The organism is Nocardioides sp. Z43_10 (assembly GCF_059766615.1).
Map to the genome: position 1 here is coordinate 344,158 of NZ_JCBAJY010000002.1, position 15,526 is coordinate 359,683.

Sequence of the window (15,526 nt, forward strand, 5' to 3'; positions counted from 1 at the left end):
TCGCGGCGTCTCAGCCCTCGCCGGGCGCGCGGCTCACGCGGAGAGGCGCGCTCCGGTGTGGGTGTCGAAGACGTGTACGGCGCCCGGGTCGATGACCAGCTGGATCGGGGCGCCCTTCTGCAGCTGGGGCCGCCCGGTGAGCCGGACCACCGCCTGCGAGGGGGTGTCGTCGGGGGTGGCCTCGTCGTCCACCAGGGCGTAGAGGAACGCGTCCGCGCCGAGCTCCTCGACGATCGTGACGGTGACCGGCAGCCCCACCTCGTCCGCGCCGCCGAGCCGCCAGGCGTCCGGCCGGACGCCCAGGGTCACGTCGCCGGTCGCCTGCGCCGCGACGTGGCGCTCCAGCGGGATCTCGTAGCCGCCGATCCAGGCGTGGCCGTCCGCGACCTTGGCCGGCAGCAGGTTCATCGCCGGGGAGCCGATGAAGCCTGCCACGAAGAGGTTGACCGGCCGGTCGTAGAGGCCCAGCGGGGTGTCGACCTGCTGGAGCAGACCGTCCTTCATCACCGCGACCCGGTCGCCCATCGTCATCGCCTCGACCTGGTCGTGGGTGACGTAGACGGTGGTGGTCCCCAGGCGCTGCTGCAGGGCCGCGATCTGGGTGCGCGTGGAGACGCGCAGCTTGGCGTCGAGGTTGGACAGCGGCTCGTCCATGCAGAAGACCTGGGGCTGACGGACGATCGCGCGCCCCATCGCGACGCGCTGGCGCTGACCGCCCGAGAGCGCCTTGGGCTTGCGGTGCAGGTACTCGGTGAGGTCGAGCAGCCGCGCGGCCTCGGCCACCCGCCGGGCGCGCTCCTCCTTGCCGACCCGGGCGACCTTGAGCGCGAAGCCCATGTTCTCCGCGACGGTCATGTGCGGGTAGAGCGCGTAGTTCTGGAACACCATCGCGATGTCGCGGTCCTTGGGCGCCTCGTTGCTCACGTCGCGGTCCCCGATCAGGATCCGGCCGGCATCGACGCTCTCCAGGCCGGCCAGCATCCGCAGCGAGGTGGACTTGCCGCAGCCCGACGGGCCCACCAGCACCATGAACTCGCCGTCCTCGATCTCGAGGGACAGGTCGTCGACCGCGGGCCGGTCGGTGCCGGGGTAGCGGCGCTGTGCGTGCTCGAAGCTGACCGTGGCCATGGGGGTCCCTTCAGTGCGGAGTCCGTCGCCCGAAGCGGGCCGGACAGAGCTGTTCTCGCCAAGGTACGACGCGCGCCGCGCCGCGTCTAGTGGGAGCGCTCTCAGCGGGACCAAAGTCCCGATTCACGCTGAGACTTGGCGCTCTCTTGACACCGAATGTGACGGCTGTCATGGTGACGAACGGCGATCAATGGAAGCGCTCCCACACCCTTTCACGCTTGACCGCCCGCCCCGTCGCCCACCCTGGGCGGACGGCACGTGAGGGCAGGAGAGAACGGTGCACACGAGGCAGAGCAGGCGAGCACGACTCGCCATCGGCGTGTTGACGACGCTGGCGCTGGGCGCCACCACGGCCGCGTGCGGCGGCGGCAGCGACCCGAAGGAGTCCGCAGAGCAGGAGAAGCTCGCCGACGGCGAGTCCGTCACCATCACCACGTTCGGCGAGTTCGGCTACGACGCGCTGATCGACGAGTGGAACAAGGCCAACCCCGACATCCAGGTCGAGCAGACCAAGGTGTCCAAGTGGGACGACTGGAAGGCGGAGATCACCACCAGCCTGCAGGCCGGCGGCAAGGGCCTGCCCGACATCGTCTCGGTCGAGGGTGACTACATGCCGGCCGTGGTGGCCGCTCCCGACGTCTGGGTCGACCTGGCCCAGTCCGAGGTCGAGGGCCGCTGGCTGGACTTCAAGGAGGCCGAGGCCAGCACCGACGACGGCCAGCTGCTCGGCTACGCGACCGACGCCGGCCCGGAGGCCATCTGCTACCGCAAGGACCTCTTCGATGCCGCCGGCCTGCCCAGCGAGCGCGAGGAGATCGCCGCCCGGATGGGCACCTGGGAGGACTACTTCGCCCTCGGCGAGGAGTTCAAGAAGAAGTCGAACGCCCACTTCTACGACGCCAGCGGGTCGATCGCCCAGGCGATGCTCAACCAGGTCGAGTTCCCGTTCGAGACCGCCGACAACGAGGTGGACGTGAGCGGTGAGGAGCTGAAGGCGATCTGGAAGGACGTCACCTCGCACACCGACCTGGGCAGCAAGGCCGTCCAGTGGAGCCCCGACTGGACCTCCGCGTTCAAGAAGCCGGGCATCGCGACGATCGCCTGCCCCGGTTGGATGCGCAGCAACATCAAGGAGAACACCGGCGACCCGGCCCCCAAGGGCGTCGTCTGGGACATCGCCGACGTCTTCCCCGGCGGCGGCGGCAACTGGGGCGGCTCCTACCTGACGATCCCCAAGGTCTCGAGCCACCAGGCCGAGGCGAAGGAGTTCATCACCTGGATCACCGCTCCCGAGCAGCAGGCCAAGGTCTTCGAGCTGACCGGCAACTTCCCCTCGCAGGTCGAGGCGCTCGAGAACGAGACCGTCCTCGCCGCCACCGACGAGTACTTCAACAACGCGCCGGCCGGCGAGATCTTCTCCAGCCGCGCCGCGGCGATCACCGTCCAGCCGCACCACGGCCCGCTGTACTCGGACATCCTGCAGAAGTTCCAGGACGCCATCAACCGCGTCGACCAGGGCACCGCGCCCGACAAGTCCTGGAAGACCTTCGAGCAGGACGTCGCCTCGCTGCAGTGATCGCGCTCCCCCGAGCCTACTGATCACGCTCCGCCCAGCAGCACTCGGAGCGTCGGGCCGCTCGAAGCTCTCCCCGAGCGGCCCGACACTCCCCGCACCACCCCTGAACCCCCAGGACCCACAGGAAGGGCGCCGATGCTCATCGACGAACGTCCAGGCCCCGGCGCCGAGACCACCGAGTCCGCACCCACCACGCCCCCGGACCCGGCGAGCCAGCGACGGATCCTGCGCCGCCAGCGACTGAACCGCTGGGACCTGAGGCTCTCCCCGTACCTCTACATCTCGCCGTTCTTCCTCCTGTTCATGCTGGTCGGCCTCTTCCCGCTGCTCTACACCGGCTATCTCTCGGTGCACGACTGGGACAAGATCTACCGCCAGCGCGGGGAGTTCACCGGCCTGGAGAACTTCGAGTTCGTCCTCTCCGACCCGATCTTCCGCAAGGCGCTGGTCAACACCTTCAGCATCTTCCTGATGTCGTCGGTGCCGCAGATCGTCCTCGCGGTCACGATCGCCGCGCTCCTGGACAACCGGCTCCGGGCGGCCACCTTCTGGCGGATGAGCGTGCTGCTGCCGTTCGTGGTGGCGCCGGCGGCCGCCGCCCTGATCTTCGGCAGCCTCTTCGCCGACCAGTCCGGCCTGATCAACGCCACCCTGCGCGAGATCGGCCTGGAGCCCATCCGCTGGCACGTGGACCGCCTCTGGAGCCACTTCGCCATCTCCAGCATGGTCAACTGGCGCTGGACCGGCTACAACACCCTGATCTTCCTGGCGGCCATGCAGGCGGTGCCACGCGAGCTCTACGAGTCCGCCGCGCTCGACGGCGCCGGGCGCGTGCGCCAGTTCTTCTCGGTGACCCTGCCGATGATCCGCCCCACGATGGTGTTCGTCATCGTCACCAGCACCATCGGCGGCCTGCAGATCTTCACCGAGCCCCGCCTCTTCGACGACTCGATGAGCCGCGAGGGCGGCGCGGACCACCAGTACATGACCCTGGCGCTCTACATCTACGACCGGGGCATCGTCGACGGCTTCTACGGGCGCGCCTCGGCAGCCGCATGGCTGCTCTTCCTGATCGTCGTCGGGATCGCGCTGCTCAACTTCGCCCTGACCCGCTACTTCACCAGGAAGTCCGCATGAGCACGCGCAGCAAGCTGGTCGATCGCCCGGGATGGGTCGTCTACGGCCTCCTCGCCGCCTTCGTCATCGGTTCGGCCCTGCCGCTGTACTGGTCGTTCGTGATCGGCTCGCACACCAAGGCCGAGGCGATGGAGATGCCCCCGCCGCTCCTGCCTGGCGGGCACTTCCTCGACAACGCCAGCCGGGTGTTCGACACCATCGAGTTCTGGCAGGCGATGTTCAACAGCATCATCGTCTCGACCGCCTGCGCGGCGTCGGTGGTGTTCTTCTCCACGCTGGCCGGCTACAGCTTCGCCAAGCTGAGGTTCCGCGGCAGCAACGCGCTGATGGGCTTCGTCGTGCTGACGATGGCGGTCCCCACCCAGCTCGCGATCGTGCCGCTGTTCATCCTGGTCACCGACTACGGCCTGTACGACACGCTGCTCGCGGTCGCCATGCCCACCCTGGTCACGGCGTTCGGCGTCTTCTTCATGCGCCAGTACCTGCTCGACGCGATCCCCGGCGAGCTGATCGAGGCGGCCCGCGTCGACGGCGCCTCGATGCTGCGCACCTTCTGGACGGTGGCCGTGCCGGCCGCCCGCCCCGCGATGGCGATCCTGTCGCTGTTCACCTTCATGACCGTGTGGACCGACTACATGTGGCCGCTGGTCGCGCTCAAGGACAACCAGACCCTCCAGGTGGCGCTGGACGAGCTGGCCATCAGCGGCCAGGGCCAGACCACCGACTATGCGCTCGTGCTCTGCGGTACCGGGCTCGCCACCATCCCGCTGCTGGTCCTGTTCATCCTCTCCGGCCGCCAGCTGGTCGCCGGCATCATGCAAGGAGCCGTGAAGGGATGACCTCCCCCACCACCATGATCACGCCCGCCACCACCGGGCAGCTGGTCTTCCCTCCCGGCTTCCTGTGGGGAGCGGCGACGGCGGCGTACCAGATCGAGGGCGCCGCCCGCGAGGACGGCCGCACCCCGTCGATCTGGGACACCTTCTCGCGGGTGCCCGGCGCCGTCCTCGGCGCCGACACCGGCGACGTGGCCTGCGACCACTACCACCGCGTCCCCCAGGACGTCGCGCTGATGCGCTCGCTGCACCTCAACGCCTACCGGTTCTCCACCGCGTGGCCGCGGGTGCGCCCCGACGGCGGCGCCCCCAACCAGGCCGGCATCGACTTCTACTCCCGCCTGGTCGACGAGCTGCTCGGCAGCGGCATCACGCCCTGGGTCACGCTGTACCACTGGGACCTGCCGCAGGCGCTCGAGGAGGCCGGCGGCTGGACCAACCGCGACACCGCCTACCGGTTCGCTGAGTACGCGCTCACGCTCCACGACGCGCTGGGCGACCGCGTCGCGTACTGGACCACGATGAACGAGCCCTGGTGCTCGGCGTTCCTCGGCTACACCGGCGGCCAGCACGCGCCGGGCCGTCAGGAGGGCGTGGCCGGGGTCGTCGCCGCCCACCACCTGATGCTCGGGCACGGGCTGGTCGTCGACGAGCTGCGCCGGCGCGCGAGCACCGCCCAGCTCGGGATCACGCTGAACCTCACCGTGGCCGACCCCTTCGACCCCGCCGAGCCCGCGGACGTCGACGCGGCACGTCGCATCGACGGGCTGTGGAACCGGGTCTTCCTCGACCCGATCTTCCGCGGCCGCTACGCCGACGACCTGGCCGGCGACACCGAGGGGATGACCTTCGCGGGCCGGCCGTGGCAGGACTTCGTCCACGACGGCGACCTGGCCCTGATCAGCACGCCGCTCGACGTGCTGGGCGTGAACTACTACCACGGCGACGCCGCGTGCGGCCGCCCGGTCGCGGACCACGCGCAGCTGCTCGGGTCGCGCATCGAGCACGCGCCCCGACCGGTCGGCTCGCCGTTCCCGGGCTGCGCGGACATCAGCTTCCCGCGCCGCGGGCTGCCGGTGACCGGGATGGACTGGGAGGTCCAGCCCGAGGGGCTGACCCGGCTGCTGGTGCGCCTGCGCGACGAGTACGCGGTGCCGCCGATCCACATCACCGAAAACGGCGCGGCCTACGACGACGAGGTCGGCCCCGACGGGAACGTCGACGACCCGGCGCGGCTGGCGTTCATCGACGCCCACCTGCGCGCCACGCACGAGGCGATCGAGCAGGGCGTCGACGTGCGGGGCTACTTCGCCTGGTCGCTGCTGGACAACTACGAGTGGGCCTACGGCTACGCGCAGCGGTTCGGCATCGTGCACGTCGACTACGAGACCCAGGTGCGCACGCCCAAGTCCAGCGCCCTGTGGTACGCCGAGGTCGCCCGCACCGGGGCCCTGCCGGCCCCCGGACCGGCGCTGCCGGGGCCCGGACCGGCGCTGCCGGGGCCCGGACCGGCACACGAGAACGCCGGCTGAGGCCAGTACCGTGACGACGATGAACGGGAACGGGCGCCACCCCCAGACCGCGTCCACCTCGCCGACCCTCGACGAGGTGGCGCGGGTGGCCGGCGTGTCCCGGGCGACCGCCTCGCGGGCGGTCAACGGCGGGGACCGGGTCAGCGCGAAGGCCCAGCAGGCCGTCGAGGAGGCGGTGCGGACGCTGGGCTACGTCCCCAACCGGGCCGCGCGCAGCCTGGTCACGCGTCGTACCGACTCGGTGGCGATCGTGGTGCCCGAGCCCGACGACCGGGTCTTCTCCGATCCGTTCTTCGCCGCCACCCTGCGCGGGGTCACCCACGTGCTGGCCGAGCGCGACCTGCAGCTGCTGTTGCTGCTGGCGCGGGCCGGCGCGGAGAAGGAGCGCACCCTGCGCTACCTCAGCAACCGCCACGTCGACGGCGCGATCGTGGTCTCCCATCACCGCGACGACGGGCTGGCCGACCACCTCGCCGCGATCAACCTGCCCTGCGTCTTCGGCGGGCGGCCGTGGAGCGGCGGCGACAAGGTCGCCTACGTCGACGTGGACAACCTCGCGGGCGAGCGGGAGGCGACCGAGGTCCTCATCGCGCGCGGCTGCCGCCGGATCGGCACCATCGCCGGGCCGGTCGACATGACGGTCTCCCAGGACCGCCTCCAGGGGTGGTGCCAGGCGATGGGGGCCGCGGGGCTCGCCGACGACGCCATCCGGCACGGCGACTTCACCGAGTCCGGCGGCGAGCTGGCGGCGCGGGCCCTGCTGGCCGCGCACCCGGACCTCGACGGGCTGGTGGTCGCCTCGGACCTGATGGCCCGCGGCGCGCTCAAGGTGCTCGCCGAGCACGGTCGCCGGGTCCCCGAGGACATCGCGGTGATCGGCTACGACGACCTCGGCGTGGCCGAGCAGACCCGTCCCCCGCTGACGACCATGCGCAACCCGATCGAGGAGATGGCCGAGCGGGCCACCCGGCTGCTGCTCGAGCAGATCGACGGCGACCGGGCCGGCCGGCCGATGCGGGTGGTCATCCAGCCGCAGCTGGTACGCCGCGACAGCGCCTGACGCTCGCCGGGGGTCAGTCCTGCTCGCCGATGTCCTCGTTCCACAGGCCCGGGTGCTCGGCGATGAAGTCCGACATCATCTGTGCGCAGCCCGGGTCGTCGAGCACCACCACCTCCACCCCGCGGGCCGCCAGCAGCTCCTCGCCGCCGAGGAAGCTGCGGTTCTCCCCCACCACCACCCGCGGGATGCCGTAGAGCAGGATCGCGCCGGTGCACATGTCGCACGGCGACAGCGTGGTGACCATCGTGGAGCGCGCGTAGACGCTGGCGGGCAGCCGCCCGACGTTCTCCAGGCAGTCGGTCTCGCCGTGCCGGATGGCGCTGCCCTGCTGGACGCGACGGTTGCGGCCGACGCCCAGCACCTCGCCGTCCGCGACCAGGACCGCCCCGATCGGGATCCCGCCCTCGGCCAGCCCGGCCCGGGCCTGCGCCACGGCCAGGGCCAGCATCTCTTCGTCGCTCATCTGGGTCTCCTTCTCAGGGTCGGATCGGGTGGGGTCGGATCGGTCGGGGTGGGATCGGGTGGGGTCGGATCGGGCGGGTCGGGCGTACGGCGGGCGCGGTCAGGCCCGCCGGTAGGCCTGCAGGTACGACCCGGGGTAGCGCACGGTGCGGCCCCAGACCGCGAGGGCGGCGATCACCGCCAGGTACGGCAGGGCGAGCATCAGCTCCCCGGGCACGTCCCCGAACGCCGGCGAGATCGCCAGCTGCAGCTGCAGCGCGTCGGTGCCGGCGAAGATCAGCGCCCCGCCGACCAGCGGCCACACGCGCCACCGGGCGAAGATGACCAGCGCGACGCAGACCCAGCCGCGTCCGCTGACGATGTCCAGGGTGAAGCTGCCGAGCACGGCCAGGGTGAGGAACGCGCCGCCGACCGCCATCAGGGCCGCGCCCACCATCAGCGCCGCGTAGCGGGTCCGGGTCACCGAGATGCCGGCCACGTCCGCGGCCTCGAAGCTCTCGCCCACCGCGTGCAGGCGCATCCCGACCCCGGTCGCGCGCAGCACCCACCAGGTGAGCGGCGCCAGCACCAGGAAGCCCAGGTAGGTCAGCCAGTGCTGGTCGAGGACCTCGACGTCGGGCAGCAGCACCGCGAAGCGCTCCTCCAGCCGCGGGCGCTCTCCGGCGTAGAGCAGCCGGAAGGTGAACTCGCAGCCGGCGATCAGCAGCAGGGTGAGGCCCAGTCCGGCGACGTGCTGGTTGAGGCCCAGGGTGACCACGAACAGCCCGAGCAGGGCACCGGCGACGACGCCGGCGAGGACCGCGGCCCCCAGCCCGAGCATCGGCGAGCCGGTGCGCGCGGCGACCAGGAAGCCGGTGAACGCGCCGAGGTACATCGTCCCCTCGATGCCGAGGTTGAGCACGCCGCTGCGCTCGGTGACCAGCTCGCCGATCCCCGCCCACAGCAGCGGGGTGGCGATGGTGAGCATGGCGCCGAGCAGCGCGAGCAGGTTGATGCTCATCGTGCTGCCTCCTTGGCTTCGACGTGCCCCGGTCGCGACGTCGGCGGCGGGGGCCGGCGCCACTGCACCCGGTAGCGCCGCCAGCTCATCGCCGAGAGCACCGCCAGCAGCAGCAGCGAGCTGAACATCGCCCCGAGCTGGGTGGGCACCTGCAGTACCAGCGACACGTTCTGGGCGCCGACGGTGATGTCGCCGAGCAGTCCGGCGACCAGCAGCACGCCGAGCGCGCCGAGCCCGCCCAGGGTGGCGACGATGACGCCGGTGTAGCCGTAGTTGTTGCTGATCCCCGAGGTCAGCTGGTGCTGCACGCCCATCACCTGCGAGGCGCCCCCGAGCCCGGCGATGGCGCCGGAGGCCAGCGCGCAGCGCAGCTGGAGCCGGCCGACGGCGATGCCGCTGAACTCCGCGGCCCGCGGGGACTGGCCCGCGGCCCGGATCCGCAGGCCGGTCGCGCTGCGGGCCAGCACCACGCCGACGACCACGATGACCGCCAGCGCCACGGCGAAGCCCCAGTGCACCCGGGTGCCGGGGATCAGGGCCGGCAGGTCGTAGCCGGCGCCGAGCCGGTCGGAGTCGGTGAAGCCGCTGGCGGAGTTGCGCCAGGGGCCGTTGAGCAGGCCCTGCACCACCAGCAGCGCCACCGGGTTGAGCAGCAGGGTGGTGACCACCTCGTCGATGCCGGCGTGCCGCTTGAGCCAGGCCGGGACCACGGCCCAGGCCAGGCCGCCGACGGCGCCGGCGAGGAACCCGGCCGGCAGCGCGAGGGCCGCCGGCAGGTCGGGCAGCCCGATCCCGACGGCGGTGGTGCCGACCGCGCCGAGCAGGAACTGTCCCTCTGCCCCGATGTTCCAGTAGCCGGCCCGGAACGCCAGCGCGACGGCGATGCCGGTGAACATCAGCGGGGTCGCGGTGAGCAGCACCTCGTGCACGCCGTGCGCGCTGGTGAGCGGGGTGAGCAGGTAGCGCTGGAAGGCGGCGGGCGGGTTGGCCCCGGCCAGCCGGATCGGCAGGGCGGTCAGGGCGAGGGTGACCAGGACGGCGGCCAGGACCGCCGCCGGGGCCAGCCAGCGGGGCTCGTGGCCGCGCAGCACGAGCCTCATGCGGCCTCACCGCCGGCCATCAGCACGCCGAGCCGTTCGGGGTCGGCCTCCGCGGCGCTCAGCTCCCCGACCAGCTCCCCGCGGAAGAGCACCACGATCCGGTCGGAGAGGCTGCGCAGCTCGTCGAGGTCCTCGGAGACCACCAGCACCCCGCCGCCGCCGTCGCGCACGGCGGCCAGCTGCTCGTGCACGTAGCGGTAGGCGCCGATGTCGAGGCCGCGGGTGGGCTGCGCGACGACGAGCACGCGCGGGGTGCGGGCCAGCGCCCGGGCCAGCAGCACCTTCTGCATGTTGCCTCCCGACAGCGTGGCGACCGCGTCGGTGGGGCGGGCCCGGATGTCGAAGCGCTCGATCAGCGCCTGCGCGTGGCGCCGGATCCCGCGCCGGTCCACCAGCCCCCAGCGGGTCCAGGCGTGCAGGTCCTCGAGCACCAGGTTGTCCTCGACGCTGAGCCGGGCCACAACGCTGCCGCGCCGGTCCTCGGTGAGCCGCCCGAGCCCGGCGGCCAGCCGGTCGGCGACCGGGGCGCGGGTGATGTCGACGCCGTCCACCTCGATGCGGCCCGCGGTGACCGGCACGGTGCCGCCGAGGGCGCCGACCAGCTCGCTCTGCCCGTTGCCGGAGATCCCGGCCACGCCGACGATCTCGCCGGCGTGCACGGTCAGGTCGAGGCCGCGCAGCGCCTCCCGGTCGCCGTGGGCGGCGCAGAGCCCCACCGTGCGCAGCACCGCCGGCCCGGTCGTACGTCGCGCGCCGGCGTCGTGCTGCGGCTGCGCCTCGATCCCGACGGCGGCACCGGTGTCGGCGTCGGTCACCGAGGCGGTGACGGTGCCCATCATCAACCCGGCCAGCTCGGCGGCGTCGACGTCGGCGGTGGCCCGGGTGCCGACCAGCCGGCCGCGGCGCAGCACCACGACCCGGTCGGAGATCTCGGCGACCTCGCGCAGCTTGTGCGAGACCAGCAGCACGCCCAGCCCGGCCCCGGTGAGCCGGCGCACGGTGGCGAACAGCGCCTGCACGTCCTGCGGGGTGAGCACCGCGGTCGGCTCGTCGAGGATCACCACCCGGCAGTCGTGGAAGAGCGCCTTGACGATCTCGACGCGCTGGCGCTCCCCGATGGACAGGCTGGAGACCAGCCGGTCCGGGTCCAGGCGCACCCCGACCCGCTCCATCGTGGCGACCACCTTCGACCGCAGCGCGCCGCGGTCCACCGGTCCGAGGCCGAGCCCGGAGAGCGCGACGTTCTCGGCCACCGTCATCGTCTCCACCAGCGAGAACTCCTGGGTGACCATGCCGATCCCGGCGTCCATCGCGTCGCGCGGCGAGCCGATCGAGAGCACCCGTCCGTCCATCGCGACGGTGCCGGCGTCGGCGCCGACCAGGCCGTAGACGATCTTCATCAGCGTCGACTTGCCCGCGCCGTTCTCACCCAGCATCGCGACCACCTCGCCGGCGCCGACGTCGAGGGAGACCGCGTCGTTGGCCAGCAGGTCCCCGTACCGCTTGGTGATGCCGCGCAGCTCGAGCAGCGCGCTCACTTGCTGGAGACGTCGATGGACTTGGCGGGCGCGCTCTCGTCCACCGGGGTCTCGAAGCTGCCGTCCATGATCGCGGCCTGCTTCTCCTCCACCTGGGTGACCAGGGCCGCCGGGATCCCGCCCACGATCTGGGTGTTGATCTCGGCGAGCTCGGAGCCGCCGACCTTCATGAACGAGTACTCCCCCAGGTCGACGGCCTTCGGCCCGTCGGTGATCTGCTCGACGACGGCCTCGACGGTCGGGCCCATGTGCCACAGCAGCGAGGTCATCACGTGGCCCGGGGCCTCCTCCTCCTGGTCGACCATCATGCCGATCACCGGGATGTCGGCCTCCTCGGCGGCGGCGATCACCCCGTCGCGCTCGGCGAAGAGCACGTCCGCGCCGGCCGCGACGTGGGCCTCGGCGGCGTCCTTGGCCGCGGCGGGGTCGAAGAAGCTGTTGATGAACGACACCTTCACCGTGGCCTGCGGGTTGGTCTCCTTCACGCCGAGCACGAACGCGTTGACGATCCGGTTGACCTCCGGGATCGGCATCGCACCGACCACGCCGATGGTGTCGGACTTCGACACCCCGCCGGCCAGCATCCCGGCCAGGTACGCCGGGTCCTGCAGCCAGTTGTCGAACACGCTCATGTTGGGCTCGACCGGCTTCTCGCCCGACCCGAACGCGAACGGGATCTCGGGGAACTCCGCGGCCACCTTGCGCACCGCCTCCTCGGCGGCGAACGCGTCGCCGATGATGGCGTCCGGCTGCTCGTTGGTGGCGATGTCGCGCAGGCTGCGCTCCATCACGTCGGCGGTGCTCAGGTCGTCGACGTGCTTGTACTCGATCGTGCCGTCGTCGGCGGCCTGCTGCAGGGCGGCGTGGATCGCGCCGTCCCAGGGCTCCTCCAGCGGCGTGGCGAAGACGCCGTACACCAGGGGCAGATCGCTCGACGAGCCGCCGTCGCCCTCCTCCTCGCCGGTGGCGCCGCCACAGGCGGCGAGCAGCAACAGCGCCGCTCCCGCGGCGAGGGTGGCGCGGGCGCGGGACAGGGTGAGCGACATGGGGACTCCTCCGACGGGGCAGCGGGCTGACGCTGCGAGTTGGGCGCGAGCCGAGTCAACCGCGTGGAGCCGGGGGCCAACAAGGGACAACCTGTCGTTTCGTCGGGGTTACAGACGGACGGTTCGTCCCCCACCGCGCCGTCGCGGGCGGCAGGATGTCGCCATGTCCTTCACCCTCCAGCAGCTGCTCGACCTGCCGTTGATGGCCGATGCGCGCGCCGAGGTCGTGGTCGGCGAGCACCTGGACCGGCGGGTGGTGCGCTGGGTGCACACCTCGGAGATCTACGAGATCTCGCCGCTGCTCAAGGGTGGCGAGGTGCTGCTGACCACCGGTCTGGGACTGGTCGGGGTCGGCGACGCCGCGATCACGACGTACGTCGCGGCGCTGGCCCGGCAGGGGGTCGCGGCGCTGCTGCTGGAGCTCGGTCGCACCTTCAGCCGCCCGCCGCAGGCCCTGCTCGGCGCCGCCGCCGCGCACGCGCTGCCGCTGGTGCTGCTGCACGGCGTGGTGCCGTTCATCGAGATCACCGAGGCGGTGCACCCGCTGCTGATCGGCGGCGAGGTCGAGCAGCTGCGCCGCCGTGAGCTGGCCTCGGCGCGTCTGCACAGCGCGTTGGCCGAGGGGTGCGGCATCGACGAGCTGGTCGCGCTCGCCGCCGAGGTGTGCGGTGCGCCGGCCGGCCTGTACGCCGCGGACGGCGAGCTGCTGGCCGGGCTCGACGTGCGCGCGGCACCGACCGGGAGCCTCCTCGAGTGCGAGGCGGGCCGGGCCGGCTGGGCCGTCCTGGTCCTGGCAGCGCCCGCGGCGGCGCCCGGGACGGCGACCACCCGGCGGATGGGCGAGCTGTGCGCGGCCGTGCTCGGGATCCGGCTGGGCGCAGGGGCCGCGGCGCTGGGGCGGCCCGGCTCCGAGCTGGTCCGCGCCCTGGCCGGCGGCTACTACCTGTCCAGCACCGAGATCGCGGCACGGGCCCGGGCGGCGGGACTGTTCCTGCCGCCCGGCAACCGCGCGCTCGGGCTGGCCCTCGACGTGTCCCTGCCGGGCAGCGCCCGGCCCGGGCGGCCCGCGCTGGCCGCGGCCACCGAGGCGGCCCGCGCGGTCTTCGGCCCGGCCCTGGCCGCGGAGGCCGACGGGGAGCTGCTGGTGGCGACCTCGGTGCGTCCCGCCGAGCTGCGCGCCCGGGTGGCCGCGTTCGCGGCGGCGCTCGAGCAGGAGCTGAGCGCGACCGTGGGCCACAGCGCGGTGCGCGTCGCAGCGGGCACGCCCGTCGACGACGTGGCCGGCCTGGCGCGCTCCCTGCCCGCCGCGCGGGAGGCGCTGCGGCTGGCGGGGCGGCTGACCCTGGGCTCGCGGGTGGTCCTCGCCAGCGACCTGGGCGTCTACCACCTGCTCGCCGGCGTGGTCGCCGACGCCGACCTGGAGCGCTTCGTGCAGGACCAGCTCGGGCCCCTGCTCGAGCAGGACGCACGGCGCGGCTCGGACCTGGTGCCGACGCTCGACGCCTACCTGGAGGCCGGGCTGTCCAAGACGGCCGCGGCGCGGCTGCTGGGGATCCGCCGCCAGACCCTCTACGGCCGGCTGGACCGGATCAGCCGGCTGCTGGGCGGCCTCGACTTCGAGGAGCGTCAGGCGCGCACCGCGCTGGACCTGGCCCTGGTCAGCTGGCGGATGCGCAGCTCGGCGCTCACCCGTCGGTAGCCGGCGTCGCGGCGGGCGCGCGCAGCGTGGGAGCGAGCGCGATCAGCCCGAGCAGCGGCAGCGCGGCGAGCAGCAGCAGGCTCCAGGCCATCCCCCAGACGTCGCCCAGCCCGCCGACGACCGCCGAGCCGACGCTGCCGCCGACCAGGAACAGCAGCGTGGCCACCCCCAGCGCGACCCCGCGCACGTGCTCGTGGACGGCGTCGCCGACCGCGGCGCTGAGCGCGGGCTGGCCGAGCCCGAAGGCCACCGTGACCAGCCCCACCGCCAGCAGCAGCACGCCGGCCGCGACCGCGGGCGCGGGCTCGACCACGGCGGCGCCGGCGGCGGCCATCAGCAGCGCCAGCGACGCGCCGATGCCGGAGCGGCGCAGCGCGGCCGCGGCGCCGATCCGGGTGAGCAGCGGCCCGGCGACCCGGGGGGTGAGCAGCGCCAGCCCGGCGCTGGGCAGCAGCAGCAGGCCGACCTGCCACGCCTGCCAGCCATGGCCCACCAGGATGGCCGGCACCGCGATCAGCATCGCGAACCAGGCGGCCGGCACCGCCGCCGCGGCCAGCGCGCTGCGCACCACGATCGGGTTGCGGACCACCGCGAGCGGCAGGAAGCCGTGCGGTCGGCGGCGTACCCGCATCACCACGGCCGGCGTGCCGAGCAGCAGGAGCAGCGCACCCACCACGGCCACCACGAGGCCGGTCGAGGGTGACTGCACCAGCAGCACCAGCCCGGCGGCGGTGCCGGCCACCGTGAGCGCGCCGAGCACGTCTAGGCGGGCGCCGGTGCCGTCGGTGTGCAGCGTGTGCCACAGCAGCGGCAGCACCAGCAGGCCGAGCACCGGCAGCGCCATCACCGCGCGCCACCCGAAGGCCGCCTCGACGAGACCGCCGGCCAACGGCCCGGCGCAGCTCAGCGCCGCCGCCACGCCGGCCAGGCGGCCCAGCGCGAGGCCCCGCACGGCTCCCTCGTAGCGCCGGGAGAGCATGGCGACGCCCAGCGTCGGGACCGCCGCCGCGCCGGCGCCCTGGAAGAGCCGGGCCACCAGCAGCACCGGGAACGACGGGGCGAGGGCCGCGACGACCGCCCCGGCCGTCATCAGCCCCACCCCGAAGACCAGCGGCAGCCGCACCCCGACCAGGTCCGAGACCCGCCCGTAGACCGCGGTGGTGACCGCCAGCGTCAGCGCGTAGAGGCTGATCACCCAGGCGCTGACCCCGATCGTCACGTCCAGGTCCTCGGCGAGCAGCGGCAGCCCGATCGCCGCCGAGGAGGAGCCGAGGCCCGCGAACCCGAAGAGCAGCCCCAGCAGCACCGACACCCGGGTGGAGTCGTCACGGGTGCGAGGTGTCATGCGGGTCACAACCATCGCACCGCGCCGCAGATTCCCCGGCCGCGCCGGATCCGAGCCAACGGCTCGG

At 73.0% G+C, this 15,526-nt stretch carries 13 protein-coding genes; 6 read left to right on the forward strand and 7 right to left on the reverse strand.

The genetic code is table 11. The features are described 5' to 3' along the window. Positions 1 to 33: 33 nt before the first annotated feature. Complete coding sequence (locus AC6EI4_RS04900; RefSeq protein WP_498424082.1) at positions 34 to 1,128, reverse strand: ABC transporter ATP-binding protein; 1,095 nt, start codon at positions 1,126 to 1,128, stop codon at positions 34 to 36. A gap of 277 nt (positions 1,129 to 1,405) precedes the next feature. Here AC6EI4_RS04900 and AC6EI4_RS04905 point away from each other — a divergent pair, with 277 nt between their 5' ends. The 5 genes from AC6EI4_RS04905 (at position 1,406) to AC6EI4_RS04925 (ending at position 7,269) form a co-directional block, all read left to right on the forward strand. Beyond that, entirely contained in the window at positions 1,406 to 2,704 is a 1,299-nt protein-coding gene (locus AC6EI4_RS04905; protein ID WP_498450736.1) for an ABC transporter substrate-binding protein, read from the forward strand. Between the two features lie 135 nt (positions 2,705 to 2,839). Continuing rightward, a complete protein-coding gene (locus AC6EI4_RS04910; protein WP_498450737.1) occupies positions 2,840 to 3,841 on the forward strand; it encodes a carbohydrate ABC transporter permease in 1,002 nt (333 codons plus the stop codon). Further along, complete coding sequence (locus AC6EI4_RS04915; RefSeq protein ID WP_498450738.1) at positions 3,838 to 4,680, forward strand: carbohydrate ABC transporter permease; 843 nt, start codon at positions 3,838 to 3,840, stop codon at positions 4,678 to 4,680. The genes AC6EI4_RS04910 and AC6EI4_RS04915 overlap by 4 nt, the downstream gene beginning before the upstream one ends. Continuing rightward, on the forward strand, positions 4,677 to 6,209 hold the full coding sequence (locus tag AC6EI4_RS04920; RefSeq protein ID WP_498450739.1) for a glycoside hydrolase family 1 protein: 1,533 nt from the start codon (positions 4,677 to 4,679) through the stop codon (positions 6,207 to 6,209). Before AC6EI4_RS04915 ends, AC6EI4_RS04920 begins: the two co-directional genes overlap by 4 nt. Positions 6,210 to 6,228: 19 nt before the next feature. After that, entirely contained in the window at positions 6,229 to 7,269 is a 1,041-nt protein-coding gene (locus AC6EI4_RS04925) for a LacI family DNA-binding transcriptional regulator (RefSeq protein WP_498424088.1), read from the forward strand. Positions 7,270 to 7,282: 13 nt separating this feature from the next. Here the strand turns inward: AC6EI4_RS04925 and AC6EI4_RS04930 are convergent, their stop codons facing one another. The 5 genes from AC6EI4_RS04930 to AC6EI4_RS04950 all read right to left on the reverse strand — a co-directional run bounded on the left by AC6EI4_RS04930 (position 7,283) and on the right by AC6EI4_RS04950 (position 12,415). Then, the gene (locus AC6EI4_RS04930; RefSeq protein ID WP_498424089.1) at positions 7,283 to 7,732 is read right to left on the reverse strand and encodes a nucleoside deaminase; all 450 of its coding nucleotides are present in this window, start codon (positions 7,730 to 7,732) and stop codon (positions 7,283 to 7,285) included. A 99-nt stretch (positions 7,733 to 7,831) separates the two neighbouring features. Beyond that, complete coding sequence (locus AC6EI4_RS04935; RefSeq protein ID WP_498424090.1) at positions 7,832 to 8,731, reverse strand: ABC transporter permease; 900 nt, start codon at positions 8,729 to 8,731, stop codon at positions 7,832 to 7,834. Continuing rightward, entirely contained in the window at positions 8,728 to 9,831 is a 1,104-nt protein-coding gene (locus tag AC6EI4_RS04940) for an ABC transporter permease (protein WP_498424091.1), read from the reverse strand. Before AC6EI4_RS04940 ends, AC6EI4_RS04935 begins: the two co-directional genes overlap by 4 nt. Continuing rightward, entirely contained in the window at positions 9,828 to 11,369 is a 1,542-nt protein-coding gene (locus AC6EI4_RS04945) for an ABC transporter ATP-binding protein (RefSeq protein WP_498450740.1), read from the reverse strand. Before AC6EI4_RS04945 ends, AC6EI4_RS04940 begins: the two co-directional genes overlap by 4 nt. Next, the gene (locus AC6EI4_RS04950; RefSeq protein ID WP_498450741.1) at positions 11,366 to 12,415 is read right to left on the reverse strand and encodes a BMP family protein; all 1,050 of its coding nucleotides are present in this window, start codon (positions 12,413 to 12,415) and stop codon (positions 11,366 to 11,368) included. Before AC6EI4_RS04950 ends, AC6EI4_RS04945 begins: the two co-directional genes overlap by 4 nt. A 163-nt stretch (positions 12,416 to 12,578) precedes the next feature. Between AC6EI4_RS04950 and AC6EI4_RS04955 the strand changes: the two genes are divergently transcribed. After that, complete coding sequence (locus AC6EI4_RS04955; RefSeq protein ID WP_498450742.1) at positions 12,579 to 14,114, forward strand: PucR family transcriptional regulator; 1,536 nt, start codon at positions 12,579 to 12,581, stop codon at positions 14,112 to 14,114. On the opposite strand, the gene AC6EI4_RS04960 is transcribed toward AC6EI4_RS04955, so the two are convergent. Continuing rightward, positions 14,101 to 15,459 carry an MFS transporter gene (locus AC6EI4_RS04960; RefSeq protein WP_498450743.1) on the reverse strand — a complete coding sequence of 453 codons (1,359 nt, stop codon included), beginning with the start codon at positions 15,457 to 15,459 and terminating at the stop codon, positions 14,101 to 14,103. The genes AC6EI4_RS04955 and AC6EI4_RS04960 overlap by 14 nt on opposite strands. Positions 15,460 to 15,526: the final 67 nt, after the last annotated feature.

Bases quoted from the DNA above. Each gene is read 5' to 3' on its own strand.
- AC6EI4_RS04900 (WP_498424082.1), bottom strand. From the start codon at position 1,128: ATGGCCACGGTCAGCTTCGAGCACGCACAGCGCCGCTACCCCGGCACC.
- AC6EI4_RS04910 (WP_498450737.1), top strand. From the start codon at position 2,840: ATGCTCATCGACGAACGTCCAGGCCCCGGCGCCGAGACCACCGAGTCC.
- AC6EI4_RS04915 (WP_498450738.1), top strand. From the start codon at position 3,838: ATGAGCACGCGCAGCAAGCTGGTCGATCGCCCGGGATGGGTCGTCTAC.
- AC6EI4_RS04920 (WP_498450739.1), top strand. From the start codon at position 4,677: ATGACCTCCCCCACCACCATGATCACGCCCGCCACCACCGGGCAGCTG.
- AC6EI4_RS04925 (WP_498424088.1), top strand. From the start codon at position 6,229: ATGAACGGGAACGGGCGCCACCCCCAGACCGCGTCCACCTCGCCGACC.
- AC6EI4_RS04930 (WP_498424089.1), bottom strand. From the start codon at position 7,732: ATGAGCGACGAAGAGATGCTGGCCCTGGCCGTGGCGCAGGCCCGGGCC.
- AC6EI4_RS04935 (WP_498424090.1), bottom strand. From the start codon at position 8,731: ATGAGCATCAACCTGCTCGCGCTGCTCGGCGCCATGCTCACCATCGCC.
- AC6EI4_RS04940 (WP_498424091.1), bottom strand. From the start codon at position 9,831: ATGAGGCTCGTGCTGCGCGGCCACGAGCCCCGCTGGCTGGCCCCGGCG.
- AC6EI4_RS04950 (WP_498450741.1), bottom strand. From the start codon at position 12,415: ATGTCGCTCACCCTGTCCCGCGCCCGCGCCACCCTCGCCGCGGGAGCG.
- AC6EI4_RS04955 (WP_498450742.1), top strand. From the start codon at position 12,579: ATGTCCTTCACCCTCCAGCAGCTGCTCGACCTGCCGTTGATGGCCGAT.
- AC6EI4_RS04960 (WP_498450743.1), bottom strand. From the start codon at position 15,459: ATGACACCTCGCACCCGTGACGACTCCACCCGGGTGTCGGTGCTGCTG.